General features: G+C 71.6%; 20 protein-coding genes, 1 tRNA gene and 2 pseudogenes. 14 read left to right on the top strand and 9 right to left on the bottom strand.

Annotated elements, in window-relative coordinates; genetic code table 11:
• Positions 1 to 122: 122 nt before the first annotated feature.
• Positions 123 to 800 carry a GntR family transcriptional regulator gene (locus JS756_RS10080; RefSeq protein WP_205382680.1) on the top strand — a complete coding sequence of 226 codons (678 nt, stop codon included), beginning with the start codon at positions 123 to 125 and terminating at the stop codon, positions 798 to 800.
• A gap of 348 nt (positions 801 to 1148) precedes the next feature.
• On the opposite strand, the gene JS756_RS10070 is transcribed toward JS756_RS10080, so the two are convergent.
• Positions 1149 to 2480, bottom strand: a complete 1332-nt coding sequence (locus JS756_RS10070; RefSeq protein WP_240203551.1) for a DUF2254 domain-containing protein — start codon at positions 2478 to 2480, stop codon at positions 1149 to 1151.
• A 141-nt stretch (positions 2481 to 2621) separates the two neighbouring features.
• On the opposite strand from JS756_RS10070, the gene JS756_RS10065 reads away from it, so the two are divergent.
• The 4 genes from JS756_RS10065 (at position 2622) to fusA (ending at position 7171) form a co-directional block, all read left to right on the top strand.
• Positions 2622 to 2706: transfer RNA gene (locus JS756_RS10065), tRNA-Leu, on the top strand.
• A 275-nt stretch (positions 2707 to 2981) separates the two neighbouring features.
• Entirely contained in the window at positions 2982 to 3698 is a 717-nt protein-coding gene (locus JS756_RS10060) for a nucleotidyltransferase domain-containing protein (protein ID WP_205382679.1), read from the top strand.
• 116 nt (positions 3699 to 3814) lie between these two features.
• Entirely contained in the window at positions 3815 to 4615 is an 801-nt protein-coding gene (locus tag JS756_RS10055) for an alpha/beta hydrolase (RefSeq protein WP_205382678.1), read from the top strand.
• 492 nt (positions 4616 to 5107) lie between these two features.
• Positions 5108 to 7171, top strand: a complete 2064-nt coding sequence (fusA, locus tag JS756_RS10050) for an elongation factor G (protein WP_307790492.1) — start codon at positions 5108 to 5110, stop codon at positions 7169 to 7171.
• Between the two features lie 94 nt (positions 7172 to 7265).
• On the opposite strand, the gene JS756_RS10045 is transcribed toward fusA, so the two are convergent.
• Positions 7266 to 9071, bottom strand: a complete 1806-nt coding sequence (locus JS756_RS10045; protein WP_205382677.1) for a pectate lyase-like domain-containing protein — start codon at positions 9069 to 9071, stop codon at positions 7266 to 7268.
• Positions 9072 to 9309: 238 nt separating this feature from the next.
• On the opposite strand from JS756_RS10045, the gene JS756_RS10040 reads away from it, so the two are divergent.
• The 4 genes from JS756_RS10040 (at position 9310) to JS756_RS10025 (ending at position 13952) form a co-directional block, all read left to right on the top strand.
• Complete coding sequence (locus tag JS756_RS10040) at positions 9310 to 10626, top strand: ABC transporter substrate-binding protein (protein ID WP_205382676.1); 1317 nt, start codon at positions 9310 to 9312, stop codon at positions 10624 to 10626.
• A 5-nt stretch (positions 10627 to 10631) separates the two neighbouring features.
• Positions 10632 to 11624 (top strand): carbohydrate ABC transporter permease, encoded by a 993-nt coding sequence (locus JS756_RS10035; RefSeq protein ID WP_205382675.1) that lies wholly within the window; start codon positions 10632 to 10634, stop codon positions 11622 to 11624.
• A 31-nt stretch (positions 11625 to 11655) separates the two neighbouring features.
• A complete protein-coding gene (locus JS756_RS10030) occupies positions 11656 to 12495 on the top strand; it encodes a carbohydrate ABC transporter permease (RefSeq protein ID WP_205382872.1) in 840 nt (279 codons plus the stop codon).
• A gap of 98 nt (positions 12496 to 12593) precedes the next feature.
• Positions 12594 to 13952 (top strand): GH1 family beta-glucosidase, encoded by a 1359-nt coding sequence (locus tag JS756_RS10025; RefSeq protein WP_205382674.1) that lies wholly within the window; start codon positions 12594 to 12596, stop codon positions 13950 to 13952.
• A 134-nt stretch (positions 13953 to 14086) separates the two neighbouring features.
• On the opposite strand, the gene JS756_RS10020 is transcribed toward JS756_RS10025, so the two are convergent.
• The 5 genes from JS756_RS10020 to JS756_RS10000 are packed head-to-tail and all read right to left on the bottom strand — an operon-like array spanning position 14087 to position 21497.
• Positions 14087 to 14722, bottom strand: coding sequence for a vitamin K epoxide reductase family protein (locus tag JS756_RS10020; protein WP_205382673.1), 636 nt, complete (start codon positions 14720 to 14722; stop codon positions 14087 to 14089).
• Positions 14719 to 15492, bottom strand: a complete 774-nt coding sequence (gene narI / locus JS756_RS10015) for a respiratory nitrate reductase subunit gamma (RefSeq protein ID WP_205382672.1) — start codon at positions 15490 to 15492, stop codon at positions 14719 to 14721. Before narI ends, JS756_RS10020 begins: the two co-directional genes overlap by 4 nt.
• Positions 15489 to 16265, bottom strand: a complete 777-nt coding sequence (gene narJ, locus JS756_RS10010; RefSeq protein WP_205382671.1) for a nitrate reductase molybdenum cofactor assembly chaperone — start codon at positions 16263 to 16265, stop codon at positions 15489 to 15491. Before narJ ends, narI begins: the two co-directional genes overlap by 4 nt.
• Complete coding sequence (gene narH, locus JS756_RS10005; RefSeq protein WP_205382670.1) at positions 16262 to 17797, bottom strand: nitrate reductase subunit beta; 1536 nt, start codon at positions 17795 to 17797, stop codon at positions 16262 to 16264. Before narH ends, narJ begins: the two co-directional genes overlap by 4 nt.
• 1 nt (position 17798) lies before the next feature.
• Positions 17799 to 21497, bottom strand: coding sequence for a nitrate reductase subunit alpha (locus JS756_RS10000; RefSeq protein ID WP_205382669.1), 3699 nt, complete (start codon positions 21495 to 21497; stop codon positions 17799 to 17801).
• Between the two features lie 518 nt (positions 21498 to 22015).
• Between JS756_RS10000 and JS756_RS09995 the strand changes: the two genes are divergently transcribed.
• A complete protein-coding gene (locus JS756_RS09995; protein ID WP_205382668.1) occupies positions 22016 to 22234 on the top strand; it encodes a hypothetical protein in 219 nt (72 codons plus the stop codon).
• Positions 22231 to 23625: an MFS transporter gene (locus JS756_RS09990; RefSeq protein WP_205382667.1), complete on the top strand. Its 1395-nt coding sequence runs from the start codon at positions 22231 to 22233 to the stop codon at positions 23623 to 23625. The genes JS756_RS09995 and JS756_RS09990 overlap by 4 nt, the downstream gene beginning before the upstream one ends.
• 284 nt (positions 23626 to 23909) lie before the next feature.
• Here JS756_RS09990 and JS756_RS36640 read toward each other — a convergent pair.
• Both JS756_RS36640 and JS756_RS09980 read right to left on the bottom strand, forming a co-directional pair.
• Positions 23910 to 24194, bottom strand: a pseudogene (locus JS756_RS36640) (DDE-type integrase/transposase/recombinase); the annotation flags it as partial.
• 53 nt (positions 24195 to 24247) lie between these two features.
• A complete protein-coding gene (locus tag JS756_RS09980) occupies positions 24248 to 24826 on the bottom strand; it encodes a TetR/AcrR family transcriptional regulator (protein WP_205382665.1) in 579 nt (192 codons plus the stop codon).
• Positions 24827 to 24918: 92 nt separating this feature from the next.
• Here JS756_RS09980 and JS756_RS09975 point away from each other — a divergent pair, with 92 nt between their 5' ends.
• The 3 genes and pseudogenes from JS756_RS09975 to JS756_RS09965 all read left to right on the top strand — a co-directional run.
• Positions 24919 to 25365, top strand: a complete 447-nt coding sequence (locus tag JS756_RS09975) for an anthrone oxygenase family protein (RefSeq protein WP_205382664.1) — start codon at positions 24919 to 24921, stop codon at positions 25363 to 25365.
• A 128-nt stretch (positions 25366 to 25493) separates the two neighbouring features.
• Entirely contained in the window at positions 25494 to 25937 is a 444-nt protein-coding gene (locus tag JS756_RS09970; RefSeq protein ID WP_205382663.1) for a DUF4267 domain-containing protein, read from the top strand.
• A 50-nt stretch (positions 25938 to 25987) separates the two neighbouring features.
• Positions 25988 to 26320: pseudogene (locus JS756_RS09965) on the top strand (transposase); the annotation flags it as partial.
• Positions 26321 to 26483: the final 163 nt, after the last annotated feature.

The following is a 26483-nucleotide window of genomic DNA, read 5'->3' as shown; positions in this document are numbered from 1 at the left end:
CGGGCCCGGCCCATCGCACGGCGGGCAGGCCGAGTTCCCGCCCCGGAGCCCCTGCGCCCCGTAGGCTGTGGCCGCAAGACCACCGATGACGGGCGGCCGGCGCTCGCTCAGGAGGGGAACCGATGCTGCCGTCAGGACCGCCGCAGGGCGCGGCACCCCGGCTCGAACGGCCCGGCCCGCTGCGCGAACGCGTCTACGAGACGCTCCTCGACCTCATCACCACCCGGGCCCTGGAGCCCGGCGCCCACCTCGTCGAGAGCGATCTGGCCGGACGTCTCGGCGTCTCCCGGCAGCCCGTGCGGGAGGCGCTGCAGCGGCTCGACACCGACGGGTGGGTCGAACTGCGCCCCGCCCAGGGCGCGTTCGTGCACGAGCCGACCGAGGAGGAGGCCGACCAGCTGCTGACGGTCCGTACGCTGCTGGAGGCCGAGTCCGCCCGGCTCGCCGCGCTCAACGCCGACGGCGCGGGCGTCGAGGCGTTGAAGGACATCGTCGCCGAGGGCATGACGGCGGTCGAGAGCGCCGACGTGGACGGCATCGTCGCCCTCAACGCCCGCTTCCATACCCGCATCATGGAGCTGGCCGGCAACGCCGTCCTCGCCGGGCTCGCGGCTCGGGTGGAACGCCGGGTCCGCTGGTACCACGCCCCGGTCGCCCGGCAGCGCGGCGACCGCTCCTGGGCGGAGCACCAGGCCCTGACCGCCGCGATCGCCGACCGGGACGCCGACCTCGCCACCCGGCTGATGCGTGAACACACCGAGCGGACCCGGCGCGCCTACCACGCCCGCTCCGGCTCCTGAACCCCGCACGGCCGACCGCGTCTTCAGCGGACGGTGCATCGTGCGGCGCCGATCGTCGTTGACGTGCTCAATCGCTTCCCGGCGGCGCCGAGCGGCGGCGGACGGACCGGTGAGTTGGTCCGCGTGCTGGACGCCGACCTTCGTTCACTCACCCTCGGTGACTGACGTGGAACGTTCCGACCGAGGGCCCCACCACCTCCGTCGGCGGGTGGTGGACGAGCGAGCAGGCGTCCTCGGTGCACTTGTCGATCTCCGACACACAACAGGTCGGCGGAGGCTCCGTGCAACGCAACGCAACGTACCGGACCGGACGCCGCGAGCCTTCCGGCAGGCCTTCCGATCGCGGCACTATCCGATGCCCTGCCGGTCGGGCCGCAGGGCGAAGTCGCGGTCCGCGGCGGCGGGCACCGCCTGCCGCACCGCCTCCGCCAGCAGCTCGCGGTGACGCTCCAGCGGAGGGCGGCGCTCCTCCGGGGCGACCAGCAGCAGGTCGTCCAGCGCGGCGACGAGCCTCCTGGTGACCTGCGGACTGCCGATGCCGGCGCCCCTGATCTCGGCGAATCCGAGATCCACCAACTCGGACCAGCTCGGCACCGGCTGCACCAGCCGCACGGCGCGCTGCCGGTCGCGATGGAGCGAGGCGTGCAGCGGCCGACGGGCCAGCGTCGCGAGGAACTGCACGATCCGGTCGACGGCCTGCACCGCCGTCGTCGGGTCGTTCACCCCCGGGGACAGCGCGCGCAACCCGATGTCGGCCAGCTGCCGCAGCCCGAAGGCGAAGTCCTGGTGGAAGGTCCGCTCCACACCGACCGAGACGGTGTAGCTCAGCGACCGCACCGACGGCGCCGGCCCGCCGTGCACGGCGAGCAACGGCGTGCCGGGGACCACGAAGTCGCCGATCCGCGGGACCAGCCGCAGGACGACCCCGCGCTGCCGGGCCGCCTTGACCAGCCGGGAGATGTTCACGTCGCGCAGCACGCCCGCCCGGCCCCGGTGCGCCACCCACGCCGTCACCGGCCCGAGCTCCTGTTCGGCGGCCGAGGCCCCGGCGGTGGGCATGAGCGCGACCATGCGGAAGGACTCCGCCGTGATCCGGTCGATGACGTGGCTGACCCGCATCAGCCGCAGCGTCGCGTTCACGTACATCACGAACAGCACCAGGCTCAGCCCCAGCATGACGATCATAAGAAGGGACTGGACCAGCGGAACCGTGGTCACGCGCCGCGGGTCGGTCTCGACGGTGGCCGACGTCAGGACGAGCAGGGACAGCAGGAACGTCGACAGGAAGACGGCGAAGGTGGCCTTCGTGATGCGGCTGCGCACGTAGAACCGCACCACGCGAGGTGTGAACTGCCCGCTCGCCATCTGCACGGCCACCAGCGAGATGCTGAACACCACGCCGATGAACGTCATCATCGCCGAGCTGATGGTGTTGGCCACCGTCCGCGCGTCCTCGGCGATCCCGACCAGATCGCGGATCGCGTCGTACTCGCCCGCCTCCTGCAGTGTCTCGACGATCCTGGTGTCGAGGCTCGACGCTCCCGTCCACACCACGAAGACCAGCACCATGGTCGCCGCGGGCGCGAACCAGAACGTGTCCCGCAGGTGCTCCCGCAACGGCGACAGCGCCCTCGGCCGCCGCCCCTCCCGCAAGCCCCCGGTAGTCATCCAGTCACCCATGGTGAGACTCTAAGTCCCCCTCCCTCCCGCCCGGCGGACCCGCTCCGGAGCCCCGGATACGCAGGTGAGAGGCACTCCCAAAGCTTGGTATTGTTGTCCATGTCGCCGCGGGGGAGCACCCCGTCGACCGACAGGCACCTGGTCCGGGTGGCGGAATGGCAGACGCGCTAGCTTGAGGTGCTAGTGCCCTTTATCGGGCGTGGGGGTTCAAGTCCCCCCTCGGACACCGAACACCGAATGCGGGTCGAGCGGAGCTCGGCCCGCATCGGCGTTTCCCGGGCGCCGTCGCCTTCGCCGTCGGCACGTTCTCGACCGGAACCGCACCTCTGCCGTGCCCCCCCACCCGCGGTTCGCCCCCGGTCCCCTGCCGGGGCCGGCAAGGTCGGGGCGCCGCAGATCCGGCCCCGCGGAAATGGTGAGGCGGGAAGGAAAGCGTTCCCGGCATCATGGGCGTGCCGTGATCGCGACCGCGGCACGGCGCGGCACCGCCCGGGGGGATCCATGACCGTCGACACCATCCTGCTCTCCGGCGTGGTCGGCTCGACCGCCTACGGCCTGGCCCGGGCGGGCTCCGACATCGACCGGCTCGGCCTGTTCGCCGCGCCCACCGAGCGGCTGCTCGGCCTGCACCGGCCGAAGGAGTCCCACGTCAGCACGGCACCGGACCGCACGCTCCACGAGGCCGGCAAATGGTGCCGGCTGGCGCTCGGCGGCAATCCGACGGTGATGGAACTCGTCTGGCTGCCAGAGGAGTTCTACGAGGTGCGCACCCCGCTGGGCGACGAGCTCATCGGCATCCGCACGTCCTTCCTCAGCGCCACCCGGGTCCGCGACGCCTATCTCGGTTACGCCACCCAGCAGTTCAGGAAGCTGCTCGGCCGCGGCGACGGTCCCCTCTCCGCCGAGGCGAGCCGGCGCACCGCCAAGCACGCCCGCCATCTGAAGCGGCTGTGCGTGCAGGGCCTCGAACTGTACGCGACAGGCCGGCTGACCGTACGTGTCGAGGACCCCGAGGCCTATCACCGCTTCGGTGAGCGGGTCGCCGACGATCCCACCGCCGCCGCGTCCCTGATGCGCCGGTTCGAGGAGGCCTTCGACACCACCCCGAGCGTCCTGCCCCCGCACCCCGACGAGTCCGCCGCCGAGGCCTGGCTGCTCCGTGTCCGCCGTGCCTTCTACCTCCCCGGCGAACCGATCCGGGACGGATCGGCCGCATGATCGCTTTTCGTTATTTCCCGTCCGTTGACTGTGCGTCGACGGGGTCGTTACTTTGCGGCGGATCGCGGGTGGAGGCCGGGGAGGTGCCTCCACCCTCCCGATGGGGAGAGTGACGTATGAGACGGTCCGTACCGGCCGCGCTGGCTCTGGTGTGCGCGGGGGCACTGACCCTGGGGGCGTGCGGCGGCGACGGCGGCGACGCGGGCGCCTCGGCGCTCGGCACGGAGGCGGCGGCACCGGGCGAGACGTTGCCCCCGGTCTCCGAGCCCGCCGCAGGGCCCGCGAGCGCCGGCCCGTCGACCGAGGACTTCGGGTGTCTGAAGGGCAAGCAGAAGGACAGGTCGATCCTCTTCAAGGACACCGACGGCAACGACGTCCACGCCTACGAGACGGGCACCGGCACCACCGGCGTCATCCTGTCCCACCAGGTCGACAACGACGTGTGCGCCTGGATCCCGCAGGCCGACGAACTGGCGGAGGACGGCTACCGGGTGATCGCCGTCAACAGCAACGGCTCCGAGGTCGAGGAGATCCGCGGCGCCGCCGAGGTGCTGAACGGACAGGGTGTCCGCAAGCTGCTCCTGATGGGGACGTCCAAGGGCGGCACCGCCTCCCTCGTCGCCGTCCCGCAGGTGAAGCCGTCCGTCGCGGCCGTCGTGTCGATCTCCGGCCGCTCCCGGTTCAACGCCATGGACGCCGCCGCGATCGTGCCCGACCTGTCCCTGCCCGTGTACTTCGTCGCGGCCGAGGACGACGGCCTGCCCGCCGACGAGGCCCGGGAGCTGAGCGCGCTGGCGAGGAACTCGGCGGGCGCGAAGCTCGACATCGTGCCGGGCGCCGCGCACGGCAACGAACTGCTGCGCGAACACCCGTCGGTGTGGGCCGACATCAAGGCCTTCCTGGCCGAGTACCGCTGACGACACCGGTTTTCGGGGCCCGGCTCTCGGCATCCGGCACTGGCACCGGGAAGCCGGAAGCCGGAAGCCGGCACCTGGCACGTGGAGGCTGGACCTGGCACGCGGAGGCCGGCGCCCGGCGCCTCGGGGACCGGTACCCGGCGCCCGATGCCGGGCGACCCGGCACGCGGAAAATCGCGTGCCCGCTCCCGGCCCGTCTCCCTACACTCGCAACGCCAGCGCGCGCCGCCCCACGACCGAACACCGGCGGCGCGCCGCCGCCGACGAGTGAGGGGAGCCCGGCCGTGCGTGACCGCACCGCTGTCGCCGCTTCCCGCGCCCGCTACGAGGTGATCCTCGTGTCTCCCACCGTCCGGTGCCCGCTGCGCGGCCGGCACCGGAGGCCCGCGACGTCCGCCTGAGTCCGCCCGCCGATCGGCCGTACCAGGCATCCGCACGACGTCCGGGACATCGCGCTGCCCCCTGCCGTACCACCTCGAAGGGCCAAGGGCCGTGCGCCACACATCCGACCGTCACCTCGTCGATCTGCTCGACACCGTCCGCAACCTGGGCATCCTCGCCCACGTCGACGCGGGTAAGACCACCGTCACCGAGCGGATCCTCTACGCCACCGGCACCACGCACCGGCGTGGCGAGGTCCACGACGGCACCACCGTCACCGACTTCGATCCGCAGGAACGCGACCGCGGCATCACCATCTTCGCCGCGGCTGTCAGCTGTGCCTGGGACGGCCACCGCATCAACCTGATCGACACCCCCGGGCACGTCGACTTCGCCGACGAGGTGGAGCGTTCGCTGCGCGTCCTGGACGGCGCCGTCGCCGTGTTCGACGCCGTGGCGGGCGTGGAACCGCAGAGCGAGACGGTGTGGCGGCAGGCCGACCGGCACGGTGTTCCGCGCATCGCGTTCGTCAACAAGCTGGACCGGGCCGGCGCCGACCTGGACGCGGCCGTCGCCTCGATCCGGGAGCGGCTGCATCCGACCCCGCTGGTCGTCCAGTTGCCCATCGGGGTGGAGGACGACTTCACCGGCGTCGTCGACCTGCTCCGTATGCGGGCGCTGACCTGGACGGACGGGCGGGACGGCATGGTCGAGGGGCCCGTCCCGGAGGAGCTCGACGAGCAGGCGCGGCACCGCCGGCGGTTGCTGGAGGAGCAGGTCGCCGAGTTGCACGCGGGCGCGCTGGAGGAGTTCTGCGCCGCGGCGGAGGTGTCGACGCCGACGCTCGCCGCCGCACTGCGGGAGCTGACCCGCAGTGGCGAGGGCGTGGTCGTGCTGTGCGGGTCGGCCTACCGCAACCGCGGGATCGAACCGCTGCTCGACGCCGTCGTGGCCTATCTGCCGTCGCCCGGCGGGCGGCCGCCCGTGCGCGGTGCCCGGGACGGCGCGGACGAGGAGCGGCCCGCCGACCCGGCGGCGCCGTTCGCGGCGCTGGCGTTCAAGGTGCACGCCACGCCGACCGGGCGCCTGACGTACCTGCGGGTCTATTCGGGGACGATCGAGAAGGGGGACACCGTGTGGGACGCCGGCGCCGGCCGCACCGAGCGGATCGGCCGGATCCTGCGCGTGCGTGCCGACCGGCACGCGCCGCTGGAGCGGGCCGTCGCGGGCGACATCGTCGCCGTGACCGGACCGAGGTCCGCTCGTGCCGGTTCGACCCTGTGCGCGCCCGGGGCCCCGCTGGTCCTGGAACCGGCGGGCGTCGCCGACCCGGTCGTCTCGGTCGCGGTCGAGGCGCGGCGCGGCACCGACTCCGGCCGGTTGGCCGGCGCGCTCGCGCGGCTCGCCGAGGAGGACCCCTCGCTGGCCGTGCGCACCGACCCGGAGACCGGCCAGACCGTGCTGTCCGGCATGGGCGAACTCCATCTGGAGGTCGCGGCGGAGAGACTGCGGCGCGACCACGGTCTGCAGGTGAACGTCGGCCGGCCGGGTGTCAGTCACCGCGAGACGGTGGCGCGCGGTGTGTCCGGGCTGGTGTTCCGGCATGCCAAACAGGACGGCGGCGCGGGACAGTTCGCGCACGTCGTCCTCGACGTCGCCCCGCTGGGCGTCGACGGCGGGTTCGAGTTCCGTTCCGCCGTCGTCGGCGGCCGGGTGCCGCAGGAGTACGTCCGCGCGGTCGAGGCCGGCTGCCGGGACGCCCTCGCCGAGGGCCCCCTCGGCGGGCACCGGGTGACCGGCCTGCGGGTGACGCTGACCGACGGCTCGACCCATGTGAAGGACTCCTCCGAGGCCGCGTTCCGCACGGCCGGCCGGTTCGGGCTCCGCGAGGCGCTGCGGGCCTGCGCGATGACCCTGCTGGAGCCGGTCGCCGAGGTGACCGTCACGGTGCCCGAGGACGCGGTCGGCACGGTCCTCGGCGACCTCGCGGCCCGCCGCGGACGGGTCACCGGCTCGGAGGTCCGCTCGGGCACCGCGGTCGTGTCCGCGACCGTGCCGCTGGCCGAGCTGTTCGGCTACGCCACCCGGCTGCGCAGCCGCACCCAGGGCCGCGGCACCTTCACGGCCCGGCCGAGCGGCTACGCGCCGGCCCCGGCACCGGCCACGACGACGTGAGCGGTGCCGGGTGGCCCCGCCCCTGCGCGGGCGGGGCCACCCGGGTCGGGTGAGCGGCGGCGACGGCGGTGACGGGGCCGGCGCGGAGGGGCGCCTACGGGTACGACACCACGGTGGACGGGACGGTGGACGTCCCCGAGGTCGGCGCCCCGGTGTCGTTGATCACGTGCTCGTACTGCCCGTTGCCGCCGAGTGAGATCACCAGCACGTCGTGGAAGCGCACGCCGGGCCGCTCGGGGGCGGCGAAGCCGTGGTGCTGCACGATCGTCGGGTCGACGTTGTAGAAGCAGTAGCTGCCCAGCCCCCACGCCTCGTGCTCGGTGACGTGGTCGCCGACCTTGTAGGCGGCGTAGCCCTTGACGGAGCCGTTCTGGATCGCCGCCTGGTCGGGGGCGTCGTAGGCCTTCTCGTTCTGGAAGAAGACGGTGCGTCCGCGCTGCCCGTACCACTGCACGTCGTACTTGTTGAAGTGCTCCACGAACAGGCCGGTGCACAGCACGTCGTCGCCGTTGACGACGAGGCCGTGGTCGGCCCGGTTGGTCTCCCAGCCGACGCCGGTGCCGTGGTCGGCGCGCCAGATCCACGTGTGGTCGACGACGGTGTGCCGGTTGTTCACCACCATGCCGGTGGTGGCCCGGCCGGCTCCGGCCCCTCCGACGCGGACGAACACGTCCTGCACGGTCGTCGGGTTGGCGCAGTGGTCGCGCCACGCGCCGCGGGGCCCGATCTCCAGCAGGGTGGGGGACTCGACCGGCCCGGCGTCGACGAGGAACCCGGCCAGCCGGACTCCGCCGACGTCGGCCACCTTCAGGGCGGTGACGCCGTCGCCGGGGACCAGGGTGGCGTAGCCGAGACCCAGCACGACCGTGTTCGGCCGGTTCACCCGGACCGGCTCGTCCAGGTGGTAGACACCGGGCGTCAGCAGCAGGTGCAGTCCCTGCGCCAGGGCCTGGTTGAGCGTGGCCGCGCTGTCGCCGGGCCCGGCGACGTAGAACCGCTCCAGCGGCAGGGACGCCCCGCGCGGTGTGCCGCCGGCCCAGCTCACCCCGCGCGCGTTCGTCCGCTTCGCCGGCACGAACACGCGGAACGCGTCGCCGTCGACGTGCAGGAACGGCTTCTCGCAGGAGACCGGCGTGGTGTCGAGCGTGGTGTACGGCGGGTCGGGGAAGCTCTGCGCGGGCGCGCCCTCGACACCGGAGAACACCATGTTCCACACGGCGTTGACCCAGCCGCCGACCGCGCTGTCCCGGGTGTACCACTGCTGCTGGGAGTACGGTCCGACCTGGCCGTCGATGCGGCTGTCGGCGATGTAGCCGCCGCTGGCCCAACCGTAGCCGGAAGGCGCCAGGTTCAGGTCTCCGCGCACATGCATCCGCCGGAACGGCGCGGCCTGCGCGACCGCCCAGCGGTTGGTGCCGTTCGCGGGGACCAGGGCGAGGTTCTCCGCCGAGCGCCAGAAGTTCTGGGTGGCGTTGCCGCCGAACCAGCCGGCGTCGACGGTGACGTCGCCGTTGATGGTGGTGTCGTCGGGGGACAGGCCCAGTCCCGCGATCGAGGTGTAGAAGCCGAGTCGGGCGTCGAGGCCGTGGTAGGTGCCCGGCTTGAACAGCAGTGCGTAGCGGCCGGTGCCGAACTGGGCCGACTCCTGCTGCCGGAAGACGTCGTCCAGCCGCTCCTGGATGCCGGGTGTCGACGGGTCGAAGACGAGCACGTTCGGCCCGAGGTCCCCGCCGCCGCGCAGCACGCGGCGGCAGGGCCGGCGGGAGGCGGGGGCGGCGGACGCCGGTCCGGCCGTCAGGCCGGCGATGGCGGGCGCGACCGCGGCGGCGGCGCCGAGGACGGCTCTGCGGCGGACGGCCGGGCGGTGCGGGGGAGGGGAGTCCGGGGAGACGGAGGACATGGGGCGGCTCTCCTGTGTCGTCAGCGTCGGGGAGTACCGGCCGGTTCGGGAAGTGAACGGTCGGTGGTATTGGGAGCGCTCTCTTGCCCGGGAATGGTTCATTGCTGAAATGAATGCGTCAAGGGGTCCGGCAGAGTTCGACGAGGTCTGTGCAAACCCTTGACGGACGGGGTCGGCACGGTTTAACTCACGTCCTAAATTAAGCCGTGATGACTTCCCGGAAGGGACACCAGGAGCCATGCGCAGCATCCGAGCCGCGGCCGTAGGCGCCGTCACTCTCTCCCTCGCGCTCGCCGCCTCGGCCTGCGGAGGCGGTTCGTCCACCGGCGGCGGATCGAACGACGAGCCCACGACCCTGACCTACTGGGCCTCCAACCAGGGCGCCAGCATCGAGATCGACAAGAAGGTCCTGCAGCCCGAGCTCGACAAGTTCCAGAAGCAGACCGGCATCAAGGTCGAGCTGGAGGTCGTGCCCTGGTCCGACCTGCTCAACCGGATCCTCACCGCCACCACCTCCGGGCAGGGCCCCGACGTGCTGAACATCGGCAACACCTGGTCCGCCTCCCTCCAGGCGACCGGCGCGCTGCTGCCCTGGGACGCGCAGAACTTCGGGAAGATCGGCGGCAAGGACCGGTTCGTCGCCTCCGCGCTGGGCTCGACCGGCGCCCCGGGCAAGGACCCGGCCGCGGTGCCGCTGTACTCGATGGCGTACGCGCTCTACTACAACAAGCAGATCTTCGCCGACGCCGGGATAGCCCAGCCCCCCGCCACCTGGGCCGAACTGACCGCCGACGCCAAGAAGATCCAGGCCGAGGGCAAGCAGGCACTCGGCGCCGAGGGCGCCAACGTCTCCGAGAACATCCACCACGTCTTCGTCTTCGCCCAGCAGCACGGCGCCCGCTTCTTCACCGACGACGGCAAGGCCGACTTCACCGACGACGGCGTGGTGGCAGCGGTGAAGCAGTACGTCGACCTCATGGCCGCGGACAAGGTCATCCCGACCGGCAACGCCGAGTACGCCCAGAACCAGTCCGTCAGCGACTTCGCCAAGGGCACGACGGCCATGCTGCTGTGGCAGTCGGCCTCCGCCAACCTCACGTCCCAGGGCATGAGCGAGGACGCCTACGGCATCGCCCCGGTCCCCGTGCAGTCCGGTACGCCGGGCACCGGAACCCAGGTCAACTCGATGGTCGCCGGCATCAACCTGGCCGTCTTCAAGAACACCGACAACCTCGACGGCGCCACCCGGTTCGTGAAGTTCATGACCAGCGACGAGGAGCAGAAGATCCTCAACAAGGCCTACAGCACCATCCCGCCGGTGGCCGGCGCCCAGAACGACCCCGCCTTCAGCGCCCCCGCCACCGCCGTGCTCAAGAACACCCTGGCCACGAGCGCCGCCGCCCTGCCGCAGGTCGCCGACGAATCCCAGTTCGAGACGACGGTCGGCACCGCCGTGAAGGAACTGTTCGCCGACGCCGCCGCCGGACGCCCGGTCACCACCGCATCGGTGAGGGCGAAGCTGGAGAAGGCCCAGCAGCAGATGCCGGCGAAGTGAGCACGATGACCACCACCACCGCCGAACGGCCGGTGGGCAGGAGCACCCCCGGTGCGGCGCCGCGGGGAACCCCCCGCCGCCGCCCGGGGCGGCTCCGCCGCGCCGGACTCCCGTACCTCCTCCTGCTGCCCGCGCTGGTCCTCGAACTCCTCGTCCACCTGGTGCCGATGGTCATCGGCATCGTGATGAGCTTCAAGGAACTCACCCAGTTCTACATCCGCGACTGGGGCACCGCGCCCTGGTCCGGCTTCGACAACTACCGCATGTCGGTGGACTTCGACGCCCCCGTGGGCGAGGCCCTCCTGCACTCCTTCCTCGTCACGGTCGCCTTCACCCTCCTCTCGGTCGGCCTGTGCTGGCTCGTCGGCACCGCGGCGGCGATCTGCATGCAGGACACCTTCCGCGGCCGGGGACCGCTCAGGGCGCTCTTCCTCGTCCCCTACGCGCTGCCGGTCTACGCGGCCGTCATCACCTGGGTGTTCATGTTCCAGCGCGACAACGGCCTGGTGAACCACGTCCTGCACGACCAGCTGCACCTCACCGACCAGCCGTCCTTCTGGCTGATCGGCGACAACAGCTTCTGGGCCCTGCTGACCGTCTCGGTCTGGAAGGGCTGGCCGTTCGCCTTCCTCATCGTCATGGCCGGCCTGCAGAACATCCCCCGCGAGCTGTACGAGGCCGCGGCCCTGGACGGCGCCGGGATGTGGCAGCAGATCCGCCGGATCACCCTGCCGTCCCTGCGCCCGGTCAACCAGGTCCTCGTCCTCGTCCTCTTCCTGTGGACGTTCAACGACTTCAACACGCCGTACGTCCTGTTCGGCAGGGCGGCCCCGCAGGCCGCGGACCTCATCTCCGTCCACATCTACCAGGCGTCCTTCGTCACCTGGAACTTCGGCACCGGCTCGGCCATGTCCGTCCTGCTGCTGCTCTTCCTGCTGGTCGTGACCGGCGTGTACCTCGCCGTCACCTCGCGCGGACGGAGGAGCGCCGATGCGTAGCCCGGCCCCGACCCCGCCCCGCACCTCACCCATGGCGCCCCCGGTCTCCTTCCTGTGGACCCGCCGGATCCTCCTCACCCTCCTCGCCGGCTTCGTCCTCGTACCCGTGTACGTCATGGTCTCCAGCTCCCTGAAGCCGCTGGCGGACGTGTCGGGGAAGTTCCGCTGGCTGCCCAGCGGTCTCACCGTCCGGCCCTACCTCGACATCTGGTCGACCGTCCCGCTGGCCCGGTACTTCGCCAACTCCCTGATCGTCGCCGGCGCCGCGACGGCCTGCTCGGTGGTCGTCGCGGTCTTCGCGGCCTACGCCGTCAGCCGCCACCGGTTCCGCGGCAAGCGCGTCTTCACGGTGACGGTGCTGTCGACGCAGATGTTCCCCGGCATCCTCTTCCTGCTCCCGCTGTTCCTGCTGTACGTCAACATCGGCAACGCCACGGGCATCGCCCTGTTCGGCTCGCGCGGCGGCCTGATCCTGACCTACCTGACCTTCTCGCTGCCGTTCTCCATCTGGATGCTGATCGGCTACTTCGACTCCGTGCCGCGCGACCTCGACGAGGCGGCGCTGGTGGACGGCTGCGGCCCGCTCGGCGCGCTGTTCCGCGTCGTCGTCCCCGCCGCGATCCCCGGCATCGTGGCGGTCGCCGTCTACGCCTTCATGACCGCGTGGGGCGAGGTCCTCTTCGCCTCCGTCATGACCGACGACACCACCCGCACGCTGGCCGTCGGACTGCAGGGCTACTCCACCCTCAACGACGTCTACTGGAACCAGATCATGGCCGCCTCCCTCGTGGTGAGCGTCCCGGTGGTGGCCGGCTTCCTCCTCCTGCAGCGCTACCTCGTCGCGGGACTGACGGCCGGAGCGGTGAAGTGACCCCGTCCACGTCCCCGAACAGCCCCCCGGGGGCCCCGCGCCCCGCTGCCCCGCCCCGCACGCCTCACCCGTCCCTCTCGCTGTCCGAAAGGCCCTCCGTGACCATCGACCTCGCCGCACTCCCGCACGACTTCCTGTGGGGCACGGCCACATCGGCGTACCAGATCGAGGGGGCCGTGGCGGAGGACGGCCGCTCGCCGTCGATCTGGGACACGTTCTCGCACACTCCCGGCCGGACCGACAACGGCGACCACGGCGACATCGCCTGCGACCACTACCACCGCTGGCGCGAGGACATCGACCTGATGCGCCGTCTGGGGACCAACGCCTACCGCCTGTCGGTCGCCTGGCCCCGCGTGCGGCCGGGCGGCGACGGCCCGGTCAACGCCAAGGGCCTGGACTTCTACGACCGGCTCGTCGACGCCCTGCTGGCAGCCGGCATCACCCCGTCCGTCACCCTCTACCACTGGGACCTGCCGCAGACACTGCAGGACCGCGGCGGCTGGCCCGAGCGCGCCACGGCCGAGCACTTCGCGGCGTACGCCGCGGTGGTGGCCGAACGCCTCGGCGACCGCGTCGCCCACTGGACCACCCTCAACGAACCCCTCTGCTCGGCCTGGATCGGCCACCTGGAGGGACTGATGGCGCCGGGCCTGACCGACCTCACCGCCGCCGTCCGGGCGTCGTACCACCTGCTGCTCGGCCACGGGCTCGCCGCCGCCGCGATCCGCGCCGCGTCCCCGCGGGCCCGGGTCGGCATCGTCAACAACCTCTCCACCGTCCACCCGGCCACCGACCGCCCCGAGGACGTCGCCGCGGCCCGCCGCATGGACGGCCACACCAACCGCTGGTGGCTGGACCCGGTGCACGGCCGCGGCTTCCCCGACGACATGCGGGAGGTGTACGGCGTCGAACTGCCCGAGCGCCCCGGCGACCCGTCCGTGATCGCCGCCCCCCTGGACTGGCTCGGCCTGAACTACTACTTCCCGGCCACCGTCGCCGACGACCCCGCCGGCCCGGTGCCGCACGCCCGCGCCGTCCGCCGCGCCGGCGTCCCGCGCACCGGCATGGACTGGGAGGTCGACGCGGGCGGCATCGAGACACTGCTGCTGCGGTTGACGCAGGAGTACGGCGCGCGGCGCCTGTACGTCACGGAGAACGGCTCGGCCTACCCGGACGTCGTACGCCCGGACGGTACGATCGACGACCCGGCACGCCAGGAGTACCTGGTCCAGCACCTCGCGGCCTGCGCCCGCGCCGCCCGCCGCGGCGCCCCGCTCGCCGGCTACTTCGCCTGGTCCCTGCTGGACAACTTCGAGTGGGCGTACGGCTACGACAAGCGCTTCGGCCTGGTCCACGTCGACTACGCCACGCAGGCCCGCACGATCAAGGGCTCCGGACACCGCTACGCGGACATCGTCCGCAGCCATCGGGAGCGGGCCGCCGAGGCGGCCTGACCGGGAACCCGGCGGTGGGCACGGGTGCGGGAACCCGCGCCCACCGTCCCGGTACGCCCGCGCGTGGCGTCGGTCGCCCTCGTCGCCCTCGTCGTGCGTGTCGTGCGGCTGGTCGGCGAAGCTGCGCGGAGGCGTCAGACCAAGCGGCTCCAGTACGGCCAGAACCGGGTGAGCACGAGCAGGGCGATCACCCCGTACCAGGCGCCGAGGAGCATCCAGTGCGTGTCCCGCAGGAGTCCGGCGACGCGGCGGGGGACCGGCACGATCCCGTGGTCGACGCAGTGCAGGGTCACACACCAGAAGAGGCCGATGGTGACGACCCAGACGACGGCGCAGTAGGGGCAGATCTTGTTCAGCTCGTACAGCGACTGCACGATCAGCCAGTGCACGAACACGACCCCCGCCAGCGCCCCCGCGGCCAGCGCGCGCCACAGCCGCCGGTGCAGACGCGCACCGGTGAGCACGGCGGCACCCAGGACGGCGACGGCGGCGAACGCGCCCAGGCCGAGCAGCATGTTGGGGAAGCCGAACACGCTGCCCTCGGGGCTGGACATGACGCTGCCGCAGCTCACCACCGGGCTGATGTCGCACGCCGGTCGGTAGGCGGGGTCCTCGAGCAGCCGCCAGTCGTCCACTGCGAGCCGGAAGGAGGCGAGCCAGCCGATGGCGCCGGTCAGCAGCAGCACCAGGCCGGTCCTGCGGCTCGCGCCCGCCCCCTGGCCGTGCGGTGCGGTCGTGGTGTTCGGCGTGCGGGCGGATGGGCGGATCATGCGGCGCGCTGCCCCGGACGGGTCTGCCGGGTGCGGACCCGGGCGGCCGAACCGGCCGTCGGTGTGGGCCGCCTCCGGTAGACCAGATAGGGGCGGGCGAGGTAGCCGATCGGGACGCTCCACACGTGGACGAGGCGGGTGAACGGCCAGGCCGCGAAGAGCAGGCAGGCGGTCAGCGCGTGGAGCTGGAACAGCAACGGGGCTCCGCTGATCGCCCCCGGGTCCGGTTGCAGGGTGAAGATGCCGCGGAACCAGACGGAGACGGTTCGACGGTAGTCGTAGCCGGGCCCGAAGACGTTGTGCGCTCCGGTGGCGGAGATGCCCAGGAGCACGGTGGCGGACAGCAGCGGGAACAGGAGCTTGTCGCTGCGGTCGGTACCGAGCCGGATCCGCCGGGTCAGCAGCCGCCGCGCGCACAGCATGCCGAGTCCGGTGACCATGGCCACGCCCGCCACGGAACCGGCCCACACGGCCGTGGTGTGGTAACCGTGCTCGCCGATGCCGGCGGCCTCGGTCCACGACGCGGGCACGGCGAGCCCCACCACGTGTCCGGCGATCACCAGGAAGGCGCCGAGGTGGAACAGCGGGCTGCCCCAGCGCAGCCAGCGGTTCTCCAGCAGCTGGCTGGTGTGGGAGGTCCAGCCGAACTGGTCGTGCCGGTAGCGCCACACATGCCCGACGACGAACACGGCCAGGCAGGTGTAGGGGAACGCCACCCACAGCAGCAGGTCGGGTCCGCCGGTGGCGGCGAGGGGTTCGGCGGTGCTCATCGAAGGCCTTCCGGGGACGACGGGGGCGGAACGAGGGTCGGCTGGGCCTGCTCGGGCGGGACGAAGGTGCCGGGCGGGGCGAACTCTCCGCTCCCGTACGGGTCGAGGCCGACGTCCTCGTCGGGCGGTCCCTGGGCGGCCAGTTCGGCCACGGCCCGCAGGTCTGCCTCGGACGCCGGGGGCAGGAGGCCGAGCAGGGCGGCCAGGATGTGCCGATAGGGGGAGTCCGCCTCCGTCAGAGCCCGGTGGACGAGTTCCAGTCCGCGGCGGTGCTGCCGCAGTGGTGCCTCCCCCGCCCTGGGGCCGGCGAGGGCGGCGAACTCCAGGACGACCGGGAGATGGTCGGGCAGTTCACCGCCGTCGATCTCCCAGCCGGCCGCCCGGTAGCGCTGGTTCAGGGCGAGCAGGGCCATGCCGCGCCGGCGGGTGTCGCCGTGCAGGTAGTAGGTGAGGTGGAGGCTGCTCCTGCGGCGCAGGTCGAACGTCTCGACGTAGTGCCCCTCCAACTCCTCCGGCTGCCGGTGGGCGAACCAGTCGGTGAAGGCTCCCAGCTGTTCGGCGGCGGGTGACGGCGGCAGCGTGCCGACGGTGGCGGTGAGTACCGACCGGGCGGCGGCGAGTTCGCCGTCCGGGTACTGCAGCAGCAGCGAGCACAGCCGCAGCAGCAGGGCCCGTGCCTCGGCCTCCTCGGGTGTGAGCCGGGCCGGGCGGCGCACGGCCGCTCGCAGCCGGGTGCGGACGATGGCGGGAACGGTGGCGGGCAGGGGACTCACGGACGGCCTCCGGCGGGGTCTTCGGGCGTACGGCGGCGGAGGGTGGGGATACCGAGCATGACCTTCCGCTCGGCCGGCTCTCCGGAGGACTCCACCGGGCAGCGGTCCTCCACGGCGGTCAACGCAGCCGCGTCCTCCCTGTGGGCTGCGGGGACGACGTACCGGTCCGTGTACTTGGCCACCGCGAGCAGCCGGTGCAGGTCCTCTGCCTCCCTGGCGGTGAGCCCCGCGGCCCCGATCGCGGCCTCGTCGGCGGCCTCGCCGAGCGTCCTCTGCCGCATGTACGAGCGCAGCGCGGTCAGCTTCATCAGCACCCCGGCGACCACGTCCGTGTCCCCGGCGGTGAACAGTTCGGCGAGATACTCCAGTGGTATGCGCAGACGGGTCACGGCCGCGAACACGTGGTCCGGGTCGTCCTGGTCGCCGCCCGCGGTGGTGACGGCGTCCAGGACGGGGGAGAGCGGCGGCACGTACCAGACCATCGGCAGCGTGCGGTACTCCGGGTGCAGCGGCAGCGCCACCCTGTACTTCGACACCAGCGCGTACACCGGCGAGCGGCGGGCCGCGTCCAGCCAGTCCTCGGGGATGCCTGCCTCCCGGGCGGCGGCGATCACCTCGGGGTCGAACGGGTCCAGGAAGACATCGCGTTGTGCGTCCAGCAGGGACTGCTCGTCCGGGGTCGCAGCGGCCTCGCCCACCTTGTCGGCGTCGTACAGCAGCAGCCCGAGGTAGCGCAGGCGGCCGACGCAGGTCTCGGAGCACACCGTCGGCTGCCCGGCCTCGACCCGCGGGAAGCAGAAGGTGCACTTCTCGGCCTTGCCGGTGGCGTGGTTGACGTACACCTTCTTGTACGGGCAGGCCGTCACGCACATCCGCCAGCCCCGGCAGCGGTTCTGGTCGACGAGCACGATGCCGTCCTCGACCCGCTTGTACATCGCGCCCGACGGGCAGGCCGACACACAGGCCGGGTTGAGGCAGTGCTCGCACAGCCGGGGCAGGTGGAAGAGGAAGGTCTGCTCGAACTCGAACCTGACCTTCTCGGCCCACTCGCCGGTCAGGTTGGGGTCGCCGCCCGCGTGCTCGGGCGCGCCGCCCAGGCCGTCCTCCCAGTTGGCGCCCCAGGTGATGGCGGTGGGCCTGCCGGTGAGGACCGAGCGGGGGCGGGCGACCGGGACGTCGGTCCCGGCCGGGGCGCTGACGAGGTTGTCGTAGTCGTAGGTGACCGGCTCGTAGTAGTCCTCGATGGAGGGAAGGTCGGGGTTGGAGAACAGGGACAGCAGGCGCTTGACCCGGCCGCCGGAGCGCAGCACCAGCCGTCCCCTGCGGTCCAGCGTCCAGCCGCCCTTCCACTGCTCCTGGTCCTCGTAGCGGCGGGGGTAGCCGACACCCGGCTTTGTCTCCACGTTGTTGAACCAGGCGTACTCGACGCCGGAGCGGTTGGTCCAGGTCTGCTTGCAGGTGACCGAGCAGGTGTGGCAGCCGATGCACTTGTCGAGGTTCATGACCATCGCCACCTGCGCCATGACACGCATGTCAGTACTCCACGTTCTGCGAGCGACGGCGGATGACGGTGACCTCGTCGCGCTGATTGCCGGTCGGGCCGTAGTAGTTGAAGGCGTAGGTGAACTGGGCGTGGCCGCCGGCGAGGTGGGTGGGCTTGAGCAGCAGCCGGGTCAGGGAGTTGTGGATCCCGCCGCGCTTGCCGCTGACCTCGGTCTTCGGGACGTTCACGCTGCGGTCCTGGGCGTGGTGCATGTACACCGTGCCCTCGGGCATCCGGTGGGTGACGACCGCGCGGGCGGCGACGACGCCGTTGCGGTTGTAGGCCTCGATCCACTCGTTGTCCTTGGCACCGATCTTCTCGGCGTCCGCGGTGGACATCCAGATCGTGGGTCCGCCGCGGGACAGGTCGAGCATGTATTTGTTGTCCTGGTAGTTGGAGTGGATGGACCACTTCGAGTGCGGGGTCAGGTAGCGGACGGTGACCTCCGCCCGCCCCGCTTCGTGCAGGTGCTCGTCGCCGTGGTGTCGGGGTGCGTTCAACGGCGGCCGGTAGACGGGGAGTTGTTCGCCGAGTTCGGTCGTCCAGTCGTGCTGCACGAAGAAGTGCTGGCGGCCGGTGAGGGTGTGCCAGGGCTTCTTGTGCTCGACGTTGATGACGAAGGGCGAGTACCGGCGGCCCCCGGTCTCCGAGCCCGACCATTCGTACGAGGTCATCACGGATCGCGGCTGGCTGCGGGTGTCGGCGAAGGTGATCCGCTCGGCCTCGCGCTCGGCGGCCAGCTCCACCAGGCCCTCGCTGCCGGTCTGCCGCTCCAGCTCACGGAAGCCCTCTGCGGCGAGCCGCCCGTTGGTGGTGCCGGACAGGGCGAGGATCGCCTCGCACATGTCGGAGGCGGTCGCCAGCGAGGGCCGATCCGCGGCGATGCCGTCGCGGACGGTTCCGCAGCGGTGGCGCAGCTCCTCGATCTCCCGGTCGGGGCGGACGGTGACACCCTTGGTGGTCGTCCCGAGCTTGTCGAGGAGCGGGCCGACCGCGCGCATCTTCTCGGCCACGGCCGCGTAGTCACGTTCGACGGTGACGAGCTTGGGCATGGTCAGGCCGGGGACGGGATCGCACTCGCCGGCCTTCCAGTCCCGTACGACACCTCCGGGCTGGGCGAGTTCGTCGGGGGTGTCGTGCGTGAGCGGCACGGCCAGGACGTCGGTGCGGGTGCCGAGGTGCTCGGCGGCCAGCTCGCTGAACCTGTCCGCGAGCGTGAGGAACGTGTCGTAGTCGGTGCGGGCCTGCCAGGGCGGCGCGATGGCCGGGGTGAAGGCGTGCACGAAGGGATGCAGGTCCGTGCTGGACAGGTCGTCCTTCTCGTACCAGGTCGCCGCCGGCAGGACCACGTCGGCCATCAGCCCGGTCGACGTCATCCGGAAGTCCATGCAGACCAGCAGGTCGAGCTTGCCCTCGGGTGCCTCCTCCCGCCACACCACGTCCTCCGGGCGTGCGTCGGGCGGCGTCTCCTGCGAGCGGACGGCCGCGTCGGTGCCCAGCAGATGGCGCAGGAAGTACTCGTTGCCCTTGCCGGAGGAGCCGAGCAGGTTGGCCCGCCACACCGTCAGCACCCGCGGGAAGTTGGCCGGGTCGTCGGGGTCCTCGACGGCGAACCGCAGCCGCCCGGATCTCAGCTCGTCGACGATGTGCTCGGCGACCGGCCTGCCTGCCCGCGCCGCTTCGTCCGCCAGGTCGAGGGGGTTGCGGTCGAAGCCGGGGTGGCCGGGTGTCCACCCCAGGCGCACGGCCTGCGCCAGGCAGTCGGCGAACCCCTTGCCCTGGAAGCGTCCCTTCCCCAGGGGGGAGGCCAACTCGTCGGGACCGAAGGCCTCGTACCGCCACTGGTCGGAGTTCAGGTACCAGTAGGAGGTGCCGGCCATGTGCCGGGCGGGGCGCTGCCAGTCGAAGGCGAAGGCGAGGTGCTGGAATCCGGTCAGCGGGCGGACCTTCTCCTGGCCGACGTAGTGAGCCCAACCGCCACCGTTGACGCCCTGGCAGCCGGTCATGGTGGTCAGCGCCAGGAAGGCCCGGTAGATGGTGTCGGAGTGGAACCAGTGGTTGGTGCCCGCACCCATGGCGATCATGGAGCGCCCCTCGGTGCGTTCGGCGTTGCGGGCGAACTCGCGGGCGATCCGGGCCGCCTGCACGGCGGGGACCGAGGTGATCGTCTCCTGCCAGGCCGGGGTGTACGGCTGCGACGCGTCGTCGTACGCCAGCGGCCAGACCCCCGGCAGGCCGGGCCGGGCCACCCCGTACTGGGCCAGCATCAGGTCGAAGACCGTGGTCACCAGGCGGCCGCCGATCCTGAGGACCGGGACGCCGCGGACCATCGTCGAGCCGCCCTCGGTGGCGCCCTCGTCGAACCGCGGCAGCGCCACCCGCACCACGTCGTCCGCACGGTCGAGCAGGCTCAGCTCGGGCACGGTGTCGCCCAGGTCGAGGTTCCAGCGACCCGGCTCGGCCTGCCCCCAGCGGAAGCCGAGCGAGCCGTTCGGCACCACCGGTTCGCCGGTGGCGGAGTCGAGGAGAACGGTCTTGGACTCGGCGTGTTCCGTGTCCTGTCCGAGGTCGGCGGCGGTCAGGAACCCGTTCGGGACGAGACCGCGGTCGTGCTCGCCCAGGGTCACCAGGAAGGGGGCGTCGGTGAACTTCCGCAGGTAGCCCTGGAAGTAGGGCACTTCGCGGTCGACGAGGAACTCGCGCAGGATCACGTGCCCCATGGCCATCGCCAGCGCCCCGTCCGTGCCCGGGTGCGGGGCGAGCCACTCGTCGGCGAACTTGACGTTGTCGGCGTAGTCGGGGCTGACGGCGACGACCTTGGTGCCGTTGTAGCGGGTCTCGGTGAGGAAGTGGGCGTCCGGCGTGCGGGTGACCGGGATGTTGGAGCCCCACATGACCAGGTAGCCCGCGTTCCACCAGTCCGCCGCCTCCGGTACGTCCGTCTGGTCGCCGAAGACCTGCGGGGAGGCGATCGGGAGGTCGGCGTACCAGTCGTAGAACGACAGCAGCGTCCCTCCGATCAGCGACATGAACCGGGACCCGGCCGCGAACGAGGCCATCGACATCGCCGGGATCGGGGAGAAGCCGGCGACGCGGTCGGGGCCGTACGCCTTGATGGTGTGCACGTGCGCGGCGGCGACCAGCTCGGCCACCTCGTCCCAGTCCGCGCGCACCAGACCGCCCTTGCCCCGGGCCCGCTTGTAGGCGCGGGCCTTCGCCGGATCGCCGGTGATCTCCGCCCAGGCCGCCACGGGGTCCCCGAGCCTGCGCCGCGCCTCACGCCACAACTTCAGCAGCGCACCTCGTACGTAGGGGTAGCGCACCCGGCTGGGGGAGTAGGTGTACCAGGAGAACGAGGCTCCGCGCGGGCAGCCGCGCGGCTCGTACTCGGGGCAGTCGGTTCCGATCGACGGGTAGTCGGTGGCCTGGTGCTCCCAGGTGATGATTCCGTCCTTGACGTACACCATCCAGGAGCAGGACCCCGTGCAGTTGACGCCGTGCGTGGAGCGCACCACCTTGTCGTGCGCCCAGCGGTCCCGGTAGAAGCCCTCCCACGCGGGGTCGGCCTGGCCGAAGACGGCGCGTCCGTCGGCCGAGACCTCACGCCGGCTCAGCAGCCTGCGCGCCGCCAGCGGCCAGCTTCCTTCGATGCGCGACGGTCCCGGCCGTGCCTTCCGTTCGTTCTCCATGGTCGTGAACGCTAGGTTTCCGCCATCGGCAGGGCCTTGGGCCCAACGGCCCTCACCGCACGGCCCACCGGCCCTCGCCCGTTCGACGCCCGGAGACCGAACATCCGGTGCCACGGCGAGTCGCGGCAGCACGGCTCTGATCACCTCGGCCCCGTGCTCTTCGAAGAGCACGGGCGGCTTCCTGCGCCCGGGCTTCGGCCGCCGCCGCTGACGCGACGGGCATGGCGCGCCGTCCGTTTTGTGCCCTGCTCCCGGAAGCGAGGGACTGTCGGCCCATCGCGAAGGGCTGGACGGCCGCCGCGTCGGACCTGATCGACATCCCATGCTGATCAGCGACCGATCCGGAGGTGTCCCGTGTACCACTGCAACCGGCATCCGTGCGGTTGCCTCCACCGCCGTCCGCCGTCACGGGTGGTGCGCACGGTCCGGGCCGGTCACCGTCCGGCCGCCCGGCACGTCTGCCCTGACTCCCGGGCGGCCGGACGCACGACGCACACGACCGCGGGACGGAGGACCCGGTGAGCGGCGCCCGGGCGTTCCGCCGGCAGTGCAGGAGCGCGGCGGACAAGCAGTTCATCGTGATCCGGGAGTCCACCCGCGCCTGCGCGCAGGTCTGCCCGCACGGCCGCGCCGAGGCCGTACCCGGCCCCGACCCGCGCGAACCGGACACGGCCGCCGCCCGGGCACGTCACATCGAAACACCCCCCCCGCGGGGCCCTGAGGAGGAACCGGCATGAGATCAGCGACAGACACCCACTCGGGGGAACGGCTGGAGTCGTGGGACCCGGAGGACCAGTCCACCTGGGACTCCCGGCTCGCGTGGCGAACCCTGTGGATCACCACCTTCTGCCTCACCCTGGCCTTCGTCGCCTGGTTCCTGCCCAGTGCGATCATCCCCAAGCTCAACGCCCTGGGCTACAGCTTCACGACCACCGAGCTGTACTGGATGGCCGCCATGCCGGGCCTCTCGGCGGGCCTGTTCCGGCTCGTCTGGATGACGCTCCCGCCGACACTCGGCACCCGCAAGCTGGTCTCCCTGACCACCCTGCTGCTCATCGCCTCCACCCTGGGCTGGGGAGTGCGCGTCCAGTCACCCACCGCCCCCTACTGGGAACTGATGGTGCTGGCCTTCCTCGCCGGCATAGGCGGCGGCGCGTTCTCCGGGTTCATGCCCAGCACCTCCTACTTCTTCCCCCGGGCCAAGCAGGGTACGGCGCTGGGCATCCAGGCCGGCCTCGGAAACTTCGGTGTCTCGCTGGTCCAGCTGCTCACGCCGTACCTGATCGCCGTGTCGTTCTTCGCCTTCCTCGGTGACAGCCAGCAACTCGCCGTCCCGGGCAAGCCGTCGAAGGAGGTCTGGTACCAGAACGCGGCGTTCGTCTGGATCCCGCTGATGGTCATCGGCGCCGCACTCGCCTGGGCCCTGCTGAAGTCGGTGCCGGTCAAGGCCAACATCAAGCAGCAGTTCGACATCTTCAACAACAGCGACACCTGGTGGATGACGCTGCTCTACATCATGACCTTCGGGACGTTCTCCGGCCTGGCCGCCCAGTTCGGGCTGCTCATGTCGAACCTGTACGGCTCCGGCAACGGCGACATCGTCAGCGGAACCGGTGCCACGGCCACCGTCCTCATCCAGGGCTACTCGGTGCCGGACCCCGTCGAGTTCGTCTTCCTCGGCCCGCTCATCGGCGCCGGGGCGCGCGTGGTCTTCGCCCCGCTCACCGATCGCATGGGCGGCGCGATCTGGACCTTGGTCTCGGGCCTCGGCCTGATCGTCTCCATCGCCTGGACCATTCCCGCGCTCACGCCGGACGTGAGCTCCGCCGCGGCCCTGGAGTCGGACTTCCACCAGTTCCTGTGGGGCATGCTCGCCATCTTCCTGTTCTCCGGGATCGGGAACGCCTCGACCTTCAAGCAGATGCCGATGATCTTCGAACGCCGCCAGGCCGGTGGTGTGATCGGCTGGACCGCCGCGATCGCCGCCTTCGGCCCGTTCTTCTTCGGCGCCGGCATCACCACCATCGGCGCCACCGCCTTCTACGCGGTGGGCATCGCCTGGGCGGTCATGTGCGTCGCCATCACCTGGATCCGCTACGCCCGCAAGGGCGCGCCGCGACCCAGCTGACCTCGTGACGGACCAGCTCCGCTGGGCCCGCGTTCAGGACGGTCACGCCGGTGCCGACCGCAGACGGATGCGCGGTCCGTGCGGTCAGTCACCGGTGGGACGCCACCGGGCGGCGGCCCTGACCGAGGATCGCCCGGCGAGCGTGCCGATGACGAGGCTGACGGCGGCGCACACCGTGACGCCTCCGGCGACGCTCGCCCAGGTGACCGTTCCCTCCTTCACCGTGGCCACGAAGAACACCGAATGCACGGACGTGACCAGCCCGGCGATCGCGGTGCAGACCGCGCCGCTCAGACCGCCGCGGGTGGCGGCTGCCCTCCGCAGGGCGTCGGTGACGAGTTCGGTGCGCATGTGGGCGGCGAGGGACCAGCCGACCCCCGGCGGCTGAAGCAGTCAAGGACGGTGGCCAGGTAGACGAACTGGCCTTCCCCGGTGGGGAGATAGGTGATGTCGCCCATGTACCTGCCTCCGGGCGCCGGGGCGGTGAAGTCCCGCTGGAACAGGTCCGGGACCGGTGCCGCCGACGGCTCCGGGATCGTGGTGCGGACCGGTCTGCGCAGGCGTATGCCCTGGGAGCGGCGAGGCCCGGGGGCCCCGGCCGCGTGCCCGCTGGGACGGCGTGTCAGACCATGGCAAGCCGGTCCACCAGCAGCTCCACTCTGTGCTCGGCGTACTCGGGCGGCAAGCGGCCCGCGCGGGTCAGGGTGGCCAGGCCGTGCAGGGCGGCCCAGAACGTCTCGGTGAACGGACCTGGATCGACGCCGTCGCCGGCAACCTCGGCCAAGGTCTCCAGCAGGGCGGCGAAGGCGTCCTTCAGTGGCTCGGGGGTGTCCTCCTGTGCGTACGACAGGCCGCCGTCGAGCTGGAACAGGGCGTCGTAGACCGCCGGGTTGTGTTCGGCGAAGTCGAGGTAGGCGCGGGCGAGGGCGGCGACCCGCTCGCGACGGCTGTTCGCTCCGGAGGTCGCGGCACGCACCCCCACGGCCAGCTCGGTGGCGCCCTCCAGGGCGACCGCGCCGATGATCTCGCGCTTGCCGCGGAAGTGGCTGTAGAGGACGGGCTGGCTGTATTCGATGCGCTCGGCGAGTCGGCGGGTGGTGACTGCGTCCCAGCCCTGCTGCTCGGCGAGTTCGCGGGCGGTCCTCACGATGAGGCGCTCGCGCTCCGCCCGTTCGCGCTCCTTGCGTTCCTTTACCGACATGAATCTATCCTAGCGTTGCTAGGCAAGTGAGCGTTGACAGTGCTAGCGTTGCCTCATCGCCTAGCAGCGCTAGGCAATTGGGGGGGATCGTCATGCTGAGCACACTCCAGGTCGTCACCACCGTCATCGTCGGCCTGATGGTGGGGGTGGAGTTCTCCGTAGCCTTCATCATGAACCGGATCCTGGGCGCGCTTCCCGAGGACAGCAGCCAGCTCGGCCACGCCCACGGCGGCCGAATGCTCGGCGCCCTGATGCCGTTCTGGTACATCGGCTCGCTCGCCCTCAGCGCGATCTGGGCCATCGCCGGCTGGCACCAGCAGGGCACCGGACTCGTCCTCACGGCTGCCGGCCTGCTCATTCTCAGCGTGATCATGTCGCTGCTGCTGCTCGTCCCGATCAACAACCGCAACAAGACCTGGACGCCAGAGAACCGGCCCGCCGACTGGAAGCAGCAGCTGCGCCGCTGGGAGCGTTATCACTACCTTCGCGTCGCCGTCATCATCGTCGCCTTCACCCTCTTGGTCGCCGCCCTCGTCTGATACCACCCCTTCCCGCGAATCCCGCAGGTGCACGCCCCATCGGCCGCGTCCACGCGGCCGACCAGGCCCCACGACAACGCAAGCTCCACGAAGCTCACCGAGCCGACGAAGGCTCGCAGGGAGGCAAAATGTTGCTGAAGAAGATCAACACTGTCCTGGCCGCCGCCTTCATCCTCTTCATCCTCTGGTTCGGGACGGAGTACATCCTGAGCCCGGAGACGATGGCGCCGGGCTACGGCCTGCCGAGCTGGCCGTCCGGCGACGGCGACGGCTTCCTGATCATCAAGGGGATCCGCGACGTCGTCTTGGCCTTGGTGCTGGGCATCCTGCTGGTGACGGGTCACCGCCGGGCGCTGGGCTGGGTGCTCCTGATCGAGGCCCTCGCCGCGTACGGCGACATGACCAACGTCCTGGCCCACCACGGCTCCGTGGCCATCGCGCTCGGCGTCCACTGCCTGACCGCGACACTGATGGTGGTCAACGGCCTGCTGGTCATGCGCGAGCCCCGCGACGTCGCGGCCGCTCCCCCCAACGCCCACCCCGCAGCCCGCCTGGCACGGATCGAGCCGTGATCGATCCGTGGGTTTCCCCCCTCCCGGCCCTGGCCCGGTAGACCGCCTGCGTGACGCTCGCGCAACTGACGGACGAAGAGTGGGAGTTCATCGAGCCGCACCTGCCGATCGGCGAGCACGGCCCGTACCCCAGGACCCTGCGGCAGCAGTTCGAGGGCGTGATCTGGCGGTTCCGGACGGGCGGGCAGCGGCGGGAGATGCCGAGTGAGTTCGGTGCCTCGTCAACCGTCTCCCACCGCTTCCGCCAGTGGCGTGACGCCGGAGTGTCCGAAGCCCTGCCGGAGGACCTGAGCGGAGGCGGCGAAGCGGGGCGCGGTGGACCTGTCCCTGGTCGCTATCTACTCCACCACCGCGCCCACCATGACGCCGCCGGGATGCACCTGGGCGGGAGGTCCTCACCTGTCGGCGACGGGTGAATCCTGGTTCTGGATCACTTTCCGTGCAGCGTTGACGGACGGTCACGGGCCCGCCCCCGCCGCACGGTCACCCGGCCAGCAGGACGCGCTTGCGGAGCAGGGCCAAGCCCGCGCGGCCGAACATCTGCCG

Source organism: Streptomyces actuosus (assembly GCF_016921115.1).
In the GTDB taxonomy this organism is placed as follows: Bacteria; Actinomycetota; Actinomycetes; order Streptomycetales; family Streptomycetaceae; genus Streptomyces; species Streptomyces actuosus_A.
This window is presented reverse-complemented; position numbering and strand designations above follow the sequence as displayed.

Coding starts and splice junctions, on each gene's coding strand:
- JS756_RS10080 (WP_205382680.1), top strand. CDS start 123: ATGCTGCCGTCAGGACCGCCGCAGGGCGCGGCACCCCGGCTCGAACGG.
- JS756_RS10070 (WP_240203551.1), bottom strand. CDS start 2,480: ATGGGTGACTGGATGACTACCGGGGGCTTGCGGGAGGGGCGGCGGCCG.
- JS756_RS10060 (WP_205382679.1), top strand. CDS start 2,982: ATGACCGTCGACACCATCCTGCTCTCCGGCGTGGTCGGCTCGACCGCC.
- JS756_RS10055 (WP_205382678.1), top strand. CDS start 3,815: ATGAGACGGTCCGTACCGGCCGCGCTGGCTCTGGTGTGCGCGGGGGCA.
- JS756_RS10045 (WP_205382677.1), bottom strand. CDS start 9,071: ATGTCCTCCGTCTCCCCGGACTCCCCTCCCCCGCACCGCCCGGCCGTC.
- JS756_RS10040 (WP_205382676.1), top strand. CDS start 9,310: ATGCGCAGCATCCGAGCCGCGGCCGTAGGCGCCGTCACTCTCTCCCTC.
- JS756_RS10035 (WP_205382675.1), top strand. CDS start 10,632: ATGACCACCACCACCGCCGAACGGCCGGTGGGCAGGAGCACCCCCGGT.
- JS756_RS10030 (WP_205382872.1), top strand. CDS start 11,656: ATGGCGCCCCCGGTCTCCTTCCTGTGGACCCGCCGGATCCTCCTCACC.
- JS756_RS10020 (WP_205382673.1), bottom strand. CDS start 14,722: ATGATCCGCCCATCCGCCCGCACGCCGAACACCACGACCGCACCGCAC.
- narI (WP_205382672.1), bottom strand. CDS start 15,492: ATGAGCACCGCCGAACCCCTCGCCGCCACCGGCGGACCCGACCTGCTG.
- narH (WP_205382670.1), bottom strand. CDS start 17,797: ATGCGTGTCATGGCGCAGGTGGCGATGGTCATGAACCTCGACAAGTGC.
- JS756_RS10000 (WP_205382669.1), bottom strand. CDS start 21,497: ATGGAGAACGAACGGAAGGCACGGCCGGGACCGTCGCGCATCGAAGGA.
- JS756_RS09990 (WP_205382667.1), top strand. CDS start 22,231: ATGAGATCAGCGACAGACACCCACTCGGGGGAACGGCTGGAGTCGTGG.
- JS756_RS09980 (WP_205382665.1), bottom strand. CDS start 24,826: ATGTCGGTAAAGGAACGCAAGGAGCGCGAACGGGCGGAGCGCGAGCGC.
- JS756_RS09975 (WP_205382664.1), top strand. CDS start 24,919: ATGCTGAGCACACTCCAGGTCGTCACCACCGTCATCGTCGGCCTGATG.
- JS756_RS09970 (WP_205382663.1), top strand. CDS start 25,494: ATGTTGCTGAAGAAGATCAACACTGTCCTGGCCGCCGCCTTCATCCTC.